The 15,683-nt window shown below is 45.6% G+C and carries 13 protein-coding genes; 10 read left to right on the top strand and 3 right to left on the bottom strand.

Annotated features, from left to right (window positions below; genetic code table 11):
* Positions 1-51: 51 nt before the first annotated feature.
* Positions 52-1,041, top strand: a complete 990-nt coding sequence (locus tag GX654_08440) for a hypothetical protein (protein NLD36882.1) — start codon at positions 52-54, stop codon at positions 1,039-1,041.
* Between the two features lie 152 nt (positions 1,042-1,193).
* Here GX654_08440 and GX654_08435 read toward each other — a convergent pair whose 3' ends face one another.
* Together GX654_08435 and GX654_08430 are read right to left on the bottom strand one after the other, a co-directional pair.
* Positions 1,194-3,026 carry an autotransporter outer membrane beta-barrel domain-containing protein gene (locus tag GX654_08435; protein ID NLD36881.1) on the bottom strand — a complete coding sequence of 611 codons (1,833 nt, stop codon included), beginning with the start codon at positions 3,024-3,026 and terminating at the stop codon, positions 1,194-1,196.
* Between the two features lie 282 nt (positions 3,027-3,308).
* Positions 3,309-3,656 carry a hypothetical protein gene (locus GX654_08430; protein ID NLD36880.1) on the bottom strand — a complete coding sequence of 116 codons (348 nt, stop codon included), beginning with the start codon at positions 3,654-3,656 and terminating at the stop codon, positions 3,309-3,311.
* Positions 3,657-4,296: 640 nt separating this feature from the next.
* On the opposite strand from GX654_08430, the gene GX654_08425 reads away from it, so the two are divergent.
* Positions 4,297-5,259 (top strand): hypothetical protein, encoded by a 963-nt coding sequence (locus GX654_08425; GenBank protein ID NLD36879.1) that lies wholly within the window; start codon positions 4,297-4,299, stop codon positions 5,257-5,259.
* Positions 5,260-5,499: 240 nt separating this feature from the next.
* Here the strand turns inward: GX654_08425 and GX654_08420 are convergent, their stop codons facing one another.
* Positions 5,500-6,432: a CPBP family intramembrane metalloprotease gene (locus GX654_08420; protein NLD36878.1), complete on the bottom strand. Its 933-nt coding sequence runs from the start codon at positions 6,430-6,432 to the stop codon at positions 5,500-5,502.
* 360 nt (positions 6,433-6,792) lie between these two features.
* Between GX654_08420 and GX654_08415 the strand changes: the two genes are divergently transcribed.
* From GX654_08415 to GX654_08380, 8 genes are all read left to right on the top strand, one after another.
* Positions 6,793-7,494, top strand: a complete 702-nt coding sequence (locus tag GX654_08415; protein ID NLD36877.1) for a PTS transporter subunit EIIA — start codon at positions 6,793-6,795, stop codon at positions 7,492-7,494.
* Positions 7,491-9,467 carry a hydrogenase gene (locus GX654_08410; protein NLD36876.1) on the top strand — a complete coding sequence of 659 codons (1,977 nt, stop codon included), beginning with the start codon at positions 7,491-7,493 and terminating at the stop codon, positions 9,465-9,467. The genes GX654_08415 and GX654_08410 overlap by 4 nt, the downstream gene beginning before the upstream one ends.
* Before the next feature lie 3 nt (positions 9,468-9,470).
* The gene (locus tag GX654_08405) at positions 9,471-10,388 is read left to right on the top strand and encodes a hydrogenase (protein ID NLD36875.1); all 918 of its coding nucleotides are present in this window, start codon (positions 9,471-9,473) and stop codon (positions 10,386-10,388) included.
* 3 nt (positions 10,389-10,391) lie between these two features.
* Positions 10,392-11,033, top strand: a complete 642-nt coding sequence (locus GX654_08400; protein NLD36874.1) for a hydrogenase — start codon at positions 10,392-10,394, stop codon at positions 11,031-11,033.
* Positions 11,034-11,037: 4 nt separating this feature from the next.
* Positions 11,038-12,516 carry an NADH dehydrogenase FAD-containing subunit gene (locus tag GX654_08395; protein NLD36873.1) on the top strand — a complete coding sequence of 493 codons (1,479 nt, stop codon included), beginning with the start codon at positions 11,038-11,040 and terminating at the stop codon, positions 12,514-12,516.
* Between the two features lies 1 nt (position 12,517).
* Complete coding sequence (locus GX654_08390) at positions 12,518-14,023, top strand: hydrogenase (GenBank protein NLD36872.1); 1,506 nt, start codon at positions 12,518-12,520, stop codon at positions 14,021-14,023.
* Between the two features lie 8 nt (positions 14,024-14,031).
* On the top strand, positions 14,032-14,802 hold the full coding sequence (locus GX654_08385) for a 4Fe-4S binding protein (GenBank protein NLD36871.1): 771 nt from the start codon (positions 14,032-14,034) through the stop codon (positions 14,800-14,802).
* A gap of 173 nt (positions 14,803-14,975) precedes the next feature.
* A partial coding sequence (locus tag GX654_08380; protein ID NLD36870.1) for an ATP-binding cassette domain-containing protein occupies positions 14,976-15,683 on the top strand: 708 nt, incomplete at its 3' end.

The following is a 15,683-nucleotide window of genomic DNA, read 5'->3' as shown; positions in this document are numbered from 1 at the left end:
TTGGTGCTGAAATTGCTTTACTAATTTAGCACTGGATGATAGATTGCATGCATGCCAAGATTAGCCAGATTAGATGCCCCCGGGGTTTTGCACCATGTGATGGGTCGCGGTATTGAAAAGAATAATATCTTCTTAAACAAGAAGGATCGTAATGATTTTATAAACCGGTTATCCGGACTTGTGGATGAAGGCGCCATAGAGATATATGCATGGGCGCTTATGACCAATCATTTCCATATATTATTGAAGACAAAAAACCGATCGCTATCTTCCAGTATGAGAAAATTACTTACCGGATATGTTGTTAATTTCAACAGACGACATAAACGCTATGGTCATCTATTCCAAAACAGGTATAAATCTATTGTCTGTCAGGAAGATGCCTATTTAATGGAACTGGTTCGATATATTCATCTCAATTTGTTAAGGGGCGGAGTAGTAAAGGATATGAACGGGTTGAATGATAGTCCCTGGTCCGGGCACTCAGCATTATTGGGGAGGGTTGAAAGAAAATGGCAGGATACAGAGTATATTTTATCATATTTTGGAAGAGGTAGAGTCCGCAGTAAGAACTATTATAAATATGTTATAGAAGGGATTGATCTTGGGCGTCGACCTGAATTGGTAGGAGGTGGATTAGTCCGCAGTTTAGGTGGGTGGGCTGAAGTGCTGGCGCTCAGGACACGAAAAGAAAGGCACGCGTTTGACAGCAGGATACTCGGTGACAGTGATTTTGTTCAGGATATGAAAACCGATCTTGATGATGTGATAAAAAAGAATCTGAGGATATCAGGTCAAAGGATTGATCTTGGAGAATTATGTAACAGAGTCTGTAAAAAGAGGAATGTATCATTATCGGAACTGCTTTCAGGGAGTCGCCGGCGTGAACTGGTCAATGCACGGAGGATAATTTCATGGCTTGCAGTCCACGAACTGGGGTATTCAGGGGCGGAGGTTGCCAGGCACATGGGTGTTACAACTTCCTGTATAACCCGATTTCTTGCATCAGAGGAGAAGCCTGATATCGAGGATATAATGTAGTAGTTATGCACGTTCTGCACCAACGTCCCGTTTTATCGAGGATATAATGTAGTAGTTATGCACGTTCTGCACCAACGTCCCGTTTTACGTTTTAACTGCTTAAAATAAAATTCAATATGTTATATGAATTGAGAAATTTGTATCTCACAATCTCAGAACCGGCGCTGTATATCTATTCTACCGCCGTAGCTTTCAAGATCACCCCATTCGCCATCGGCTTGACCGGATATTGTCCAGTTGCCTTTTTTTAAGAATATTCCGGCTCCGCCCGTAAATGTGGTTTCGTTCATGGCTTGCCTCTCCACCGTGAACTCTCCTCCCTCAAAAAACCTCGCATTAAAATCCGAAGATCCTGTTTCCCTGTATCTCGATACGCCTGCTCTCAGGTATGGATTCAGTCCTTTGCCGGAGACGTACGAAGGCCGGAAGAAACAGGTGATGTCCGCCAGAAACCTCAATGCCTGTCCATCCAGATCATTTAAGATAAGGTTTAAAGCGCCCGCGCCGGTTTCTGTGAATTCCCGGGCATGACTTGACATCCAGTCGATGAGGAAGCGGGGAGTCAGATGTACATGGCCAAGGGGAGCAAAATATTCAAGTGAAACACGTGCGGCGGCATCGTAGGCCGTAAAATCCGCCTGCCCCACCCTCGAATCCGGTAGAAATGCAAGATCTCCAAATGGTGTAACACCAGCTGTCAGCGGTTCATTCAGCAATGTAATAGTCCGGCGGCTCTCAATTCGGCCGATGCCAGCCAGTCCTGCCAGACTGACATATAATCCTTCATAAGGTTCATGCCGTGTGAAAAATCCCAGCCGCAAGTTTTTGCCATCAGCGCGACCGTTGAATGGCCATTCTGTTCGGGAGGATTCGTAGCCTATCAGTCCGCCGATCTGCCAGTTCTCAGAACTCATTCGGTCCACCCCGAATATTACCCGGTTCTCAGCCGATTTCCAGGAGTTCAGGCGCACTGTATGACGGTCCAGGGAACCCCACTGACGCCACACACCATCCTTTTCAGTTGATCCGAATACATTTTGTCTGTTTTGAAACGCGTTCAGCCAATCCGCCATAGAATGCAGGCGTGAGAACACTACAGCTCCATAGCCTTCAGGATTGATTTGTTCGAGAGCTGCTGCCAGTTCCGCGTTCTGTCCACGAATCCACAGGATATCAAGAGGCTGGTATAGATCGGCATACAGTGCGGCGCCGGGCAATGCGTTCAGTTTATCAAGCGCTTTGGCGATATTTCTTATATTGGCGGATGAATTTGTCCTGCCAGCAGAATAGAGGTAGGAGAAGACCGGTATATCTTCACTAAATTCACGTCCCTGGTTACTGGTGCCATCCTGATTGAGAATCAGGGAAGTCGTGTAATTGCCCGATTCAAAGACAACCGAAGGCACTCCATATTCCGACCCTGTGAGAGTGGCAACCATTCCATCCGGTTTATTGGGACCCAGAAGAAAATACTGATATCCCCCGCCATTCAAATGCCGGCTGAAGGTGCCGTCCGTATAGGTAAAAGCGCCAGTATAACCACCAATCATCCAGGCGCCTGTATTGTCTGTGCCAGGTGAAATATCGCGAGAAGGAAGCATCATCATTGAGACATGGGAAGGCGCAACACTCTGAGGGAGAGCGAGATGATCCCATACCTGATCAGGTGTCATATTGCGGACTTCCGATGTGGCCGTGGCCCAGGAGCCCAAAGGCCCGCTGTGTCCCGGTGTATAGAAGCGAACCACTGTCTGGGGCGTGGTCGTTCGTATGATATAGGCAGAATTATTGCTGTCATCAAAGGGAGGAAACGTATAACCGTAGGATGAAAGAAAGACATCGTCGTGAAGATCCTGGCTTGTTCCGATCCATAGTATCGTACTATCGAGGGGCAGTGCTTCCTCACCGGATGCCCTGCCCATGATGGTCAACAACAGGATAAAAAGGAATGAGATTTTTTTGGCTCTATCTAAGAACACCTTCATTATATCAATGGCTGCTCCTTCATTGTTAAAAATCTTTTTACCAATTGGTTATACACCCTCAAAGGGAGGTTGCCCTAAATGAATGGATATACTATCAGAAAAGGGAGAATGATACAATCAGGGAGCTTGAAAATATCATGTCGTCATACCGGCGAATGGAGCCTGCCCCGGCATGACTGAAGACGGGGGCATCCAGTTTTTTCAGTCTCTTGCTGGATTCCGGAACGCGCTTTGCTTGTCCGGAATGACAGAAAAGAGGGTTCTGCAAAGGTCTCAATTCTTCTAAGATACTGAAACCTCAACCGATTCCATGACTATGTCCGGTTCATTCAGACCCTTAAGGTCCATGATGTTTTTGTAGACCCTTCGATAGATAAGTTGCGCCTTCACCCTTGCTTCACCCGAATCGGGCGCATCAAAAAGGAATTCACCGGTATCCGATTCAAACGCCCCGATCCTGGTGTTCATTACCATGCGGGTTGGATTCCAGTAGGCAGCCGTTGGTGAATCACCCGACCACTTTTCTTCAAGCAGTTTAACATACACCTTTCCCGGAAGACCCGCGTAATTGCCGTCAGCCCTGGGCAATAGAGGGATGTGGTGAATCATGGGCAATAGAGGGATGTCCATAAGAAACCAAAAAACTCTGTAATGCTGTAAGACCAAAGCTGTTGAAGGTTAAGGAAAAGATTATAAAACAAAAGGATGAAATTGATTCCCATCTTCATGGGAATGACTGATAAAAAAAGAAGTAAAATGACTAAGAATTAATGTGATTCCCCGTGCCCTCCGCCTGTCCCGCCATAGCTTCAGCGAAGGCGGATGTCCTCTGTGGTAAATGGTATATTTTAATCGTCTGTTTTTTTATGGGATGATTGTTTAACCCTTTGTGGCTTTGCGGCTTTGTGTGAAAATTATATTGCCCCGCTCGAGCGTGGATTGAAAAAAGAATTAACCGCGAACAGCGCGAACTACACGAACGAGGATCCCTGTGAATGAGCGTGGATTGAAAAACACTGGATTCCCGATCGAGTCGGGAATGACGCAAGGGGGCGTCGGGGAATGACGACAGGTGAAAAAGGCATTTTGAATTTTTTCGTTCGTGTGGTTCGTGTGGTTCGCGGTTAAATATCCAGCTTTTCCCCACACACGGGTCATAAAATATGCATTCGCTTTATTCCACTTGCATTTAAAAAGGATAAGATTAAAAATTATCATACTGATGCTGCATTATAATTTTCTTTTAATTACTTACAAAAAGGGGGAGCAAATGAAACGTAATTTATTGTTTACAGTAATCCTTGTGATGTTATTTGGAGTTGTTCTGCAAACTGGTGCACAGACAAAACAGTCCGACTGTACTCGTGAGAACCTGAAGGGTTTTATTGATAAATATTTTGCCTCAATACAGGCGCATGATATTTCCGGGTTGCCTCTTGCAACTGACGTGAAGTTTACTGAAAATGGAGTAGAACTTGCCGCAGGCAAGGGTTTCTGGCAGACCGCCGGTAAGATACTGATTAGGCGTGATCTTATAGACACACCTGAATTCGGTACACACACCTTCGCGGTAATTGAAGAAAAATTTGATCCGGCTACTGTCGGGCAGGCTATGAGTATGGGTCTTCCGGGGAGCAAACAAAAACCCCTTCCTGAAAAGGGAACACCCAGACCTATCCTGTTTGGTGTGCGTTTAAAGGTAAAAGATCAGAAAATATCAGAGATAGAGACAATAATTGCGCGTGAAAACGAGTTTGCATTTAACGCGGATGGTATTCTCGAAACAAAGGATCAGGATTGGGAGAGCATTTTGCCCCCGGAAGAAAGAAGCTCACGGCTGGCATTGATTGCTGCCGCGAATGATTACTTTGATATGTTTGCTGCTGAACCCGTTGTTCATTCTCCATTTGCAGATGTCTGTGACCGCTGGGAAAACGGCACACAGACAACAAAGAGCGGGATGTTTACACTCGCCGGAGAGGATGGAAAAAAGGCGGAAATGCAGGCCCATAACTGTACACCCAAAGGTCTCGTGATCTCAAATCATGGTCCACGAAGGTTCCTGGTTGATGTTGAAATAGGCGTGGTGGTTGCATTTGTCCATTTTGCAGGCTCCCTTCCTGATTTTCATGTATTCAAGATGAAAAATGGAAAGGTAATACTTATTAATGCGGTCATCGGATCTGGCAGCAAGACAATGGGATGGCCTGATGAACCGATATTAAAACATTAAAACCTTTGTAGCTTGGCGGCTTTGTCAAAGATCCAATGTCACCTGTCTTATAAGGAGACTGTTATAATAAAAGCGAATTAAATAGCCCGGCTTTCCAGTTACCTGCATTTTAGGGTGTTTGGCATAAGGATTTCTTTTTACCTGTCATTCCAGTTTATACTAACTTGTGAAACTCTGAAAAAGTTTTTCAGTATGGATTAATTCAGGTTTAATGCTTTCACTCTATACACCGTCATTTTTTTAGACTCCGCTGCCAGTTATTTTTGAGATAAGTGCAAGACCTACTATGATCAGGTTATAACCGAAATGAACCGCTACCGCAGGTCCAATGGCCTTTTGAGTCAATCTCTTCCAGGTGGCCAGAGCAGATAAAAGGCCAATCCCGATAAATGCAGGCCAAAAGTATATCGCTTCTGAGTAGTGAAGTGTAATAAATAAAAGATTTGATATAATGACTCCCCACCAGATTCCAAAAGACCTGTTCAGGCCACCAATCATGATACCGCGAAACAGAAGCTCTTCAATCAATGGTGCTATAAAGAGTGCAACTATAATAACTATATATTGCCCGGCTCCTGACTGGGCCGCCACTTGAGTGAGCAGGCCGCCTTTTTGCCCTGACTCAAATGAAAACAGAAGTACTGAAAATGATGAAAAAATAATATAAATCAATGCTGCACCTGCCCCCCAAAAAACAGAGGTAAACATGGCATTTGGCTTGCCAGTAACCCAGGCTGCGCCAAAGAGAGAATTGTCCCGAAGCGATTTTCTGACATTAGCCCCTGCGGCTAATGCAAACGCTCCTCCAAGGGCTGATACCAATACAATTTCCGGCATTATACCCGAGATCAATCCCTGAAATGCATTTTTCTGATTAATAGCGCCACCACCTGCAAGATATTTAATTGTTTCAAATACAGTGATAACTATTGAAGCAATTATCTGGCCCGCTAGAAAGAGAATGAAAACTGATATGGCTGTTGATGCACGGAGTATAGGCTTACCAGGTGCATCGTTTTTAATGGTTTCTTTATCCTCTTTCTTTTCTGGATTTTCCGGAATGAATCCGGATGCTGGTTTTAATTTGACTCCATATCCATTTTGCACTTTTCTCGCGATGACTCCCTCAACTTTTATGTTTTCGTCAGTAATGGGATTATGGTAGGTCAGCACTATAGATTCTCCAATATCGATTTGAAATATTGTTTTCAGCTTAGATTATATCACTAAACGATTTATCAATTCCGGCTCTTTTATGCCGAAAGATAAGCCGAAACTTTTTTTGAGCAATTATTAAACCTTTTTGATAATGATTTTTGAAGCGTGTTTATAATACATATTCAGGTCTTAATAATCAAGGCAGAATTCATCCCATCTTTTCTCAGCTTGTGTTCGGTGCAAATCATCATTTAGAATACTTGACAAATCGAATACATGGGCATAAAAAACATTTTTTTTGTCCAATGATGACAATCAGAGTTCAAAAAGAAGAATGATTGGGTTGTAAAAAGATAAATGAATAGAGATGACTAAATGAAACTCAGGGTTAAAGACGCAGCAGAGCTGCTCAAGGTCTCGGAAAAGACCATATACCGGTGGATAGCACAGGAAAAGCTCCCTATGCACCAGGTAAACGGGCAGTACAGGTTTAACCGTGCAGAACTCCTTGAATGGGCCACCTCAAACCGTGTCCCTATTTCACCCAAGATGATGGAAGAGCCTGAGGATGCATTTATACCTTCTCTTGAAGAGGCATTAAGATCCGGCGGTATCCATTACCGGGTAGAGGGGAGAGACAAGGTCTCTGTATTAAGGAGCGTAGTCAACATACTCGCATTGCCCGATGGCGTTGACAGGGAGTTCCTGTTCCAGGTGCTTCTTGCAAGGGAATCATTGGGCTCAACTGCTGTAGGCGACGGGATAGCAATCCCCCATGTGCGTAACCCTATCACCCTTCATGTAACAAAACCCCTTATGGCCCTCTGTTTTCTTGAGACACCCATAGATTTCCAGGCAATGGATGGAAAGCCGGTTCATACACTCTTTACCATTGTAAGCCCTACTATCAAGGCACATCTGAATCTGCTCTCAAAACTCTCTTTAGGGTTGCGTTCACCCGCATTTGCCGGTGTAATAGCAAATACAGGTTCAAGGGAGGACATCTTCCAGGAGGCAGGCAGGCTTGATGCAACACTCGGGGTAGATCATTCAAAGGAAAAGAATCAGGTAAAATGACTATATATCTGATATTACTCGCTCTAATAATTATCTGTGCAGGTGGATTAATCGCCCTTTTTACCGGCGCCTCATATAAAGGGGCAACCTGGATTGGTGTTATCTCATCCATTCTGGGGGCAGCATGCGCCATTTATGCCGCCTGTTCTGCCATGTTTTGCGGATATAACAGCTCAATACATATGGCCTGGCCGATACCATTCGGCTCATTCCATATCGGTTTTGACCCCCTGTCCGCATTTTTTGTTGTTACCATATCTATAGTATGCGCCATTGCCGCCATATATGGCGCGGGCTATCTTAAAAGTTACAGCGGTAGAAAAAGGATCGGCCCTGCATGGTGTTTCTACAACCTCCTTTTTGCCTCAATGCTTATTGTTGTAATAGCAAGAAACGGCCTCCTGTTTCTGATCGCATGGGAGATTATGTCCATATCCTCATTCTTCTTAGTGATGTTTGAACATGAAAAGAAAGAGGTACGCGATGCAGGGTGGGTATACTTGGTTGCGGCACACATCGGGCAGGCATGCCTCATGTGCCTCTTTATTTTGCTTGCAGGAGGTAATTCCGGGCTTGATTTTGATACCTTTACAGTCTCTGCTGATAAAGGAGTCCTGTTTATACTGGCGCTTATCGGGTTTGGCGTAAAGGCAGGGTTTATGCCGCTGCATGTGTGGCTCCCTGATGCGCACCCTGCCGCCCCCTCAAATGTCTCTGCTGTCATGAGCGGGGTAATGATCAAGACAGGCATATATGGCATCATACGCATAATATACATTTTGGGTATTCCGGCGCAGTGGTGGGCCTATACTCTTATCGTGATCGGCGCAATATCTGCTGTTACAGGGATACTTTTTGCAATTGCACAGCGTGATATTAAAAGGCTCCTCGCATACTCCAGCGTTGAAAATATCGGGATTATCATCTCAGGGCTGGGGCTGTGGCTCCTTGGCCTCTCAATGAATAATATGGTTATTGCCGGTTTCGGGTTGATCGGCGCACTCCTGCATCTTGTCAACCATGCCTTTTTCAAGACCCTTTTATTTTTTGGAGCAGGCGCAGTGGTGCATGCAACAGGGACAAGAAATATTGATCTCATGGGCGGGCTTTTAAAACGGATGCCCCATACAGCCCTCCTTTTTGGGACAGGCGCTGCTGCTATATGCGGGCTTCCCCCGCTGAATGGTTTTATAAGCGAATTTTTTATTTATATAAGCGCCTTTAATCTTCTCACCTGTAAAGTACTGGGCGGTCCTGTTGAGGGAGGACTAATTGCCATAATATCCCTCTGTATCACAGGTGGGCTTGCTGCTGCCTGTTTTACCAGGCTATTCGGCATAATATTCCTGGGTGAACCGAGAAGCGGTCATGCAGCCTCTGCGCATGAGACACACGGCTCAATGCTTATGCCCATGATGATAGTTGCCATCCTCTGTATCTTTATCGGGCTTTTAAGCCCCATCGCAATCAGATTCATAGCCCCTGTAGTAGAACAGCTTGCAGGGTCCGGAAATGGGGCAGGCCCCTTAAGCATGGCAAGCGGCCTACTTTACAAAATCAGCCTTTCATGCCTGTCACTGGTTATTCTTGTATCTCTATTTTGGTGGGTGCGGCATCTGCTCCTCAAGGGGCGGGTTAATACAAAGGGGCCGACATGGGACTGCGGTTACCTGTTTCCATCATACCGCATGCAATATACCGCCTCATCATTTTCATGGCCGGTAATTAACATGTTCAGGTGGATAATAAGGCCAAGCCTTACTGTGGAGTTAATGAAGGGAATTTTTCCGGCCAGAGGGAAGATATCTACCCATATGGATGATATATTCCGCCAAAGGCTCTTTAATTCCATATTTAAGTTTACAGAGGTAATTGCCCATAAGGTTCATAAGCTCCAGGAGGGGCGCAACCAGCTCTATGTGCTCTATATTGCCATTACACTCCTGTTACTGTTACTTATAAAGTTGAGGTAGATGATGGTGAAACTTATTGGACCTCTCATTCACATATTGCTTGCCCTTGTCATATCGCCTTTTCTTATGGGCATAATTAACCGCACAAAGGCCAAATTTGCCGGAAGAAAGGGGCAGCCCCTTTTACAGCCATATTATGACATCATAAAACTATTAAGGAAGGGCTCGGTTTACAGCTCCACCTCTACATGGGTATTCAGGCTTGGCCCTGTGGCCGGCCTTTCTGCCATGATTATTGCCATCCTGATTATCCCATCAGGCGGGATAAACAGCCTGCTCTCATTTCCATGCGATTTTATCCTCCTTGCATACATACTCGGCGTGGCACGGTTTCTTACAGTGACAGCCGCCCTTGATACAGGCTCTGCCTTTGAAGGTATGGGGGCAAGCCGTGAAATGCAGTTTGCCATCCTTGCCGAGGTGGTGATGTTTATGGGGATTGCTGTTATGGCTGTTGGGACAGGCAAGATAAGCCTTTCAACCATCTATTACACACTGTGGGACAGCAATTTTACCCATATAGCGCCAGCAGTTTTTCTTGTGGCCTTATCATTTTTGATTGTGCTCCTGACCGAGAATGCAAGGATTCCTGTGGATGACCCGAATACACACCTTGAACTTACCATGATACATGAGGTAATGGTGCTTGACCATGGCGGGGTTGACCTTGCCCTCATACAGTATGGGTCATGCCTTAAGCTATGGCTCTTTTCATCACTCCTTGCTGGTATGGCAATCCCTTTAAGGACAGGCATTATGATAGCTGATATGGGGATAAATACAGCCGGGATTTTAGCGATATCTGTATTAACAGGTATTATCGAGTCAGGCATGGCAAGACTGAAACTGCTGCACATCCCCCAGATGCTTCTTGCTGCCTTCTCTGTTACAGCAGCCGCATTTTTATGGGTCTTGAGGTGATTTATGACAACATGGATTGATATATTTTTACTCTTCCTTGTGCTTACTGATTTCCGCCTCCTTGCGTCAAGCCGTCTGGGAGCAATAATCCAGACCACTGTATTTCAGGCTGTCTCATTAAGCGCATGCATGCTTTTAATGGCAGTAAGGCCTGTCTCTATCTATATTATAGCGCTTTCTATTGTCACCTTTACTGTAAAGGGCATTATCCTGCCCTGGCTTTTAAGAAGGGCAATGAGAGAGGCTGATGTCCAGAGGGAGGTAAGGCCGATAATAGGGTACAGCGCCTCTGTGCTTACAGGGGTTGTTTTGCTGGGCCTGAGCTTTATTATTTTTATGCCAGTGAAAGAGACTGTATCAGGGTCTGCCTTTCTTATGCCAGGGGCGCTTTTTACCACCCTGACCGGTCTTATGATGATTATTTCAAGAAAAAATGCACTCACTCAGGTTGCAGGATATCTTGTGATGGAAAATGGTATCTATGCCTTTGGTGTAATACTCGCTGTAGAGGAGCCGCTGCTTGTGGAGATGGGTGTACTGCTGGATGTCTTTGTGGCGGTATTTGTCATGGGCATTACCGTGTACCAGATATCAAGGGAGTTTGACCATATTGATACAGACAGACTCTCAGAACTCAAGGATTGATATTATGCTCATTTCCATTGTCCTTATTCCTGCTTTGCTTGGCCTCCTCTCTATTTTGCTGCCATATAAAAAGATAAGGAGAGGTCTCCTTATTGCAGGATCAATATCTCATCTGACACTGACTGTTATACTGGGTTTTATGCGGAATAATGCATATAACACAGGTGACTGGATCGGGCTTGATAATCAGGGTCTATTGTTTCTGGTAATAACCAGCATACTCTTTTTAATGGTCTCTATATATACTGCAGGTTATTTGTGGAGAGAGTCTGACCGCAATGTTGAGGACTCGGTTGAGGGGTTCTATTTCAGGAATGAACCGGAGACTATGTTTATTGCCTGCCTTCTTTTTTTCCTGGCAACCATGAGCATGGTCTGCATAAGCAGGCATATGGGGCTTTTGTGGGTTGCCATTGAGGCCACAACCCTGGTAAGCGCGCCGCTTATAAGCTTTCATAAACACCACAGGAGCCTTGAGGCAACATGGAAGTATCTGCTTATATGTTCTGTTGGTATTGCTGTTGCGCTCCTTGGAAATTATTTTATGGCCTTTGCAGCACACCAGGAGGTCTCCCTGAACCTGGATAAACTTATTGGCAATGCCGGATTTCTGGATCAGAAATGGCTTAAGGCCTCCTTTCTCATGCTCCTTGTAGGGTATGGCACAAAGGCCGGTATTGCGCCCATGCACACATGGCTCCCTGATGCCCACAGTGAGGCCCCTTCAATGGTCTCTGCCTTGCTTTCAGGCGCGCTTCTAAACTGCGCATTTCTTGGGATCATAAGATCACATTCGATCCTTTTCGCCTCAGGCCTTGGTGATTTCAGCGGGGGGCTATTGGTATTCTTCGGGATCTTCTCAATTGCCCTTGCTGCGGCTTTTATGATCCGTCAGACCGATTATAAACGCATGCTTGCCTATTCAAGCATAGAACACATAGGGATACTTACACTTGGCGCAGGCATCGGGGGTATTGCAGGGACAGGCGCAATGCTCCATGCTGTCAATCACTCCCTTACCAAGGGGATGCTGTTTATCATCTCCGGGCAGATACTCTATCTGTATGGCACAAAAAAGAGCTCGGATGTGCATAATATTATAAAAACAACCCCTTTTACCGGGATATTCTGGATGGTCGGCTTTTTAGCCATTACAGGCGCCCCGCCCTTTGGCACCTTTATAAGTGAGATTACTATTTTATATGGAATAATCAGCGCTGGAAGGTGGGGGATAGCAGCAGGGTATCTGCTTGGGCTTGGGGTTATTTTTATTGCAATGGCAAGGATCATGATCAACATGTCCTTTGGAGGAAATCTGAACAGCCGCATTATTGAAAAACTGAAAGGGCTTAAGGGGGTACCCATATGGTATACTGCCCCTGTTGTTATCATGGCCTCTATTATTTTATGCCTTGGAATCTATATCCCTGGTGCCTTTTTTCGCTTCCTTGCTGATGCAGCAGGGCTGACTGGAGGTCTATAAGATGCCGGGTTCCATTTTTATCAGGACAGTAAATGCTGAGGCGGTTGATTTTGGGGATATCCCTGTTATGGATTTTCCGGATTTCCGCGAGGCAATACTGGAAGAGATTAGGGCAGGTGCGCGTATCTCAGCCATGCCTGGTTTTCCGGAAGAGGGTGGCGATATAAGGATGATAGCAGTGCTTTCCCAGCCTGTATCGGGTGAAATACTCATAGGGGCATGCCATATTAATGGGGCATGGCCATCTATGACACCCGCATGCCATGCCTTACACTGGTTTGAAAGGGAGGTTGCTGAAATACATAATGTCACTCCCCATGGACACCCCTGGCTGAAACCGATACGTTTCCAGCCGCCACATGATATTGCTTCAAAAGAGTATTCTGTGCAAGAGGGCACCACAAGATTTTTTGGCCTTGACGGGGAAGAATCCCATGAGGTGGCTGTAGGGCCTGTTCATGCAGGTATTATTGAACCTGGCCATTTCAGGTTTTTATGCCACGGGGAGACAGTATACCACCTTGAGATATCATTAGGCTACCAGCACAGGGGCATTGAAAGGACCATGAAAGGGGGGCCTGGTATCAGATCCATGCACTATATGGAGACCCTTGCAGGAGATACAACAATAGGGCATGGTACAGCCTACTGCATGGCCATTGAGGCATTGTCAGCCATATCTGTTCCGCCCCGTTCACTCGCCATAAGGGCTGTTGCAGCCGAGCTTGAACGGATAGCAAACCATGTTGGTGACCTGGGCGCACTTGCAGGCGATGTCGGTTTTTTACCCACCATGAGTTACTGCGGGAGGATCAGGGGAGATGTCTTGAACATGACCGCCCTTATATGCGGGAACCGCTTTGGAAGGGGGCTTGTTCGTCCATCAGGTACGGCCTTTGATCTTGATAAAAAGATGATCGATGAACTCATGCTGCGGCTTAAATCAACAGAAAAGGATATTACCTCTGCTGTTGAACTCATGTTTGACACACCCTCTGTGCTCTCAAGGTTTGAGGGCACAGGGGCATTGTCAGCAGAAACAGCAAGAGAGACAGGGCTTGTAGGTGTGGCGGCAAGGGCAACAGGTCTGAACTGTGATGTGAGGAATGAATTCCCATATGGTATGTACTGTTTTTCGCAGTTACATACATGCACCTGGAATACTGGCGACTGTTTTGCCCGCGCCTATGTGAGATGGCTTGAGATCAGAAGCTCCATCGAGTTTATCAGGACGCAGCTCCTTAATATGCCTGATGGGCCTGTATCATGCAAAACCGTGCCAATAAGTAAAGAAAAGATTACTGTCAGCCTTGTAGAGGGGTGGAGGGGAGAGATATGCCACGTGGCGCTTACTGATAAAGAGGGGCGATTTGCTTTTTATAAGGTGGTTGACCCCTCTTTTCATAACTGGTTCGGTCTTGCCCTGGCCTTAAAAAACCAGCAGATATCTGATTTCCCATTATGCAATAAGAGTTTTAATCTGTCATACTGCGGGCATGATTTATAGAGAAAAATATGTTTAATATAATAAAGACACGCATACAGCAGAAGTACAGGACCTTTGATTATCCTGATGGAGCTCCTCCTGAACTGCCGCCAAGGTTTGTCGGACGCCCTGTTGTGAGTGATGCACAATGCTCCGGTGAAGAGTGCGGAAGGTGTATATCCATATGCCCTGTCCAGGCGATTATTCTATCTAATGAAACAAATGGGCCAGTAATTGATACCGGCAAATGCATATTCTGCCGCCAATGCGAAGATGCCTGTGGTGACGGGGTTATACAATTCAGCAGGAATTATCAGCTTGCTGCATCTGAGCGCGCAAATCTTATTGTTAAGGCAGGAGCCCCTGATCATTGTGATGCAGGGAATAAGGTTGCTGAGAAACTGTTTAAAAGATCCCTTAAATTAAGGCAGGTATCTGCTGGCGGGTGTAATGCATGCGAGGCAGACACAAATGTATTGGGCACACTTGCATGGGATTTAGGCCGTTTCGGGATTCAGTTTGTTGCATCCCCAAGGCACGCTGACGGCATCCTTATCACCGGGCCGGTCACCAAAAATATGCATGAGGCGCTCTTAAAGACCTACAGGGCTGTTCCTGACCCAAAGATAGTGATTTCAGTGGGCTCATGCGCCATATCAGGAGGCCTGTTTTCGGATCACCCGGAGCAGAATAACGGGGCAGGGGGGATTGTTCCTGTCGATCTCTTTATACCGGGCTGCCCGCCCCATCCTCTCACTATTCTTGATGGGCTTTTAAGGTTTACAGGCAGGATAAAATAATCCCTCAGGTAGCAGTATTGCTGGATAGCTTTAATTGAATTATCAGGATGTTAGCTGGTAAATAAATCAAAGAACAGGGTTTGAAAAAATATTTCACCTTATACCTTTATTTATATTGCTATGCCTTTTCTTTTTTCGTATAAAACCGCATCATTTTTTGCAGGAGTTGACCTATGATCGGAGGTACTGTCAAGGTACATAATGTAAGTAAGAATTTTGGTACCACTCAGGTCTTAAAAAATATTAAACTTGAAATCAATGCCGGTGAATTCTTTTCGCTTTTAGGGCCATCCGGATGCGGGAAAACTACCCTGTTAAGGATTATTGCCGGGTTTGAAATCCCCACATCCGGTGATCTGATCCTTGATAATGAGAGTGTAGTTCAAAAGGCCCCGAATGAGCGTCATGTTAATACGATATTCCAGAATTATGCACTTTTTCCGCACCTGACCGTATTTGAGAATGTCGCCTTCTCATTAAGGCTCAAAAAAACAGATAAAAATATCATCAAGAGCCGGGTTGCAGAGTATGTAAACCTGGTCAGGCTTCAGGAGCATATTAACAAGTACCCGGCCCAGCTTTCAGGGGGGCAGAGACAGCGTGTTTCAATCGCAAGGGCGCTCATAAATGAGCCAAGGGTCCTGCTCCTGGATGAACCTTTAAGCGCACTTGATGCAAAGCTTCGTCAGGACCTTTTAATGGAGCTGGACCGTATACATGATATCATAGGCATTACCTTTATATATGTGACCCATGACCAGGAAGAGGCCATGAGCGTGTCCGACCGGATCGCAGTAATGCAGGAGGGCAATCTATTACAGGTAGGGACACCCTTTGAGATATATGAAAGCCCTGCAGATATGTTTGTTGCAGATTTTATA

The sequence above is a fragment of the Desulfatiglans sp. genome (assembly GCA_012513605.1).
In the GTDB taxonomy this organism is placed as follows: domain Bacteria; phylum Desulfobacterota; class DSM-4660; order Desulfatiglandales; family HGW-15; genus JAAZBV01.
The sequence above is the reverse complement of the archived record's forward strand: the minus strand, read 5'-3'. Positions and strand labels throughout refer to the sequence as shown.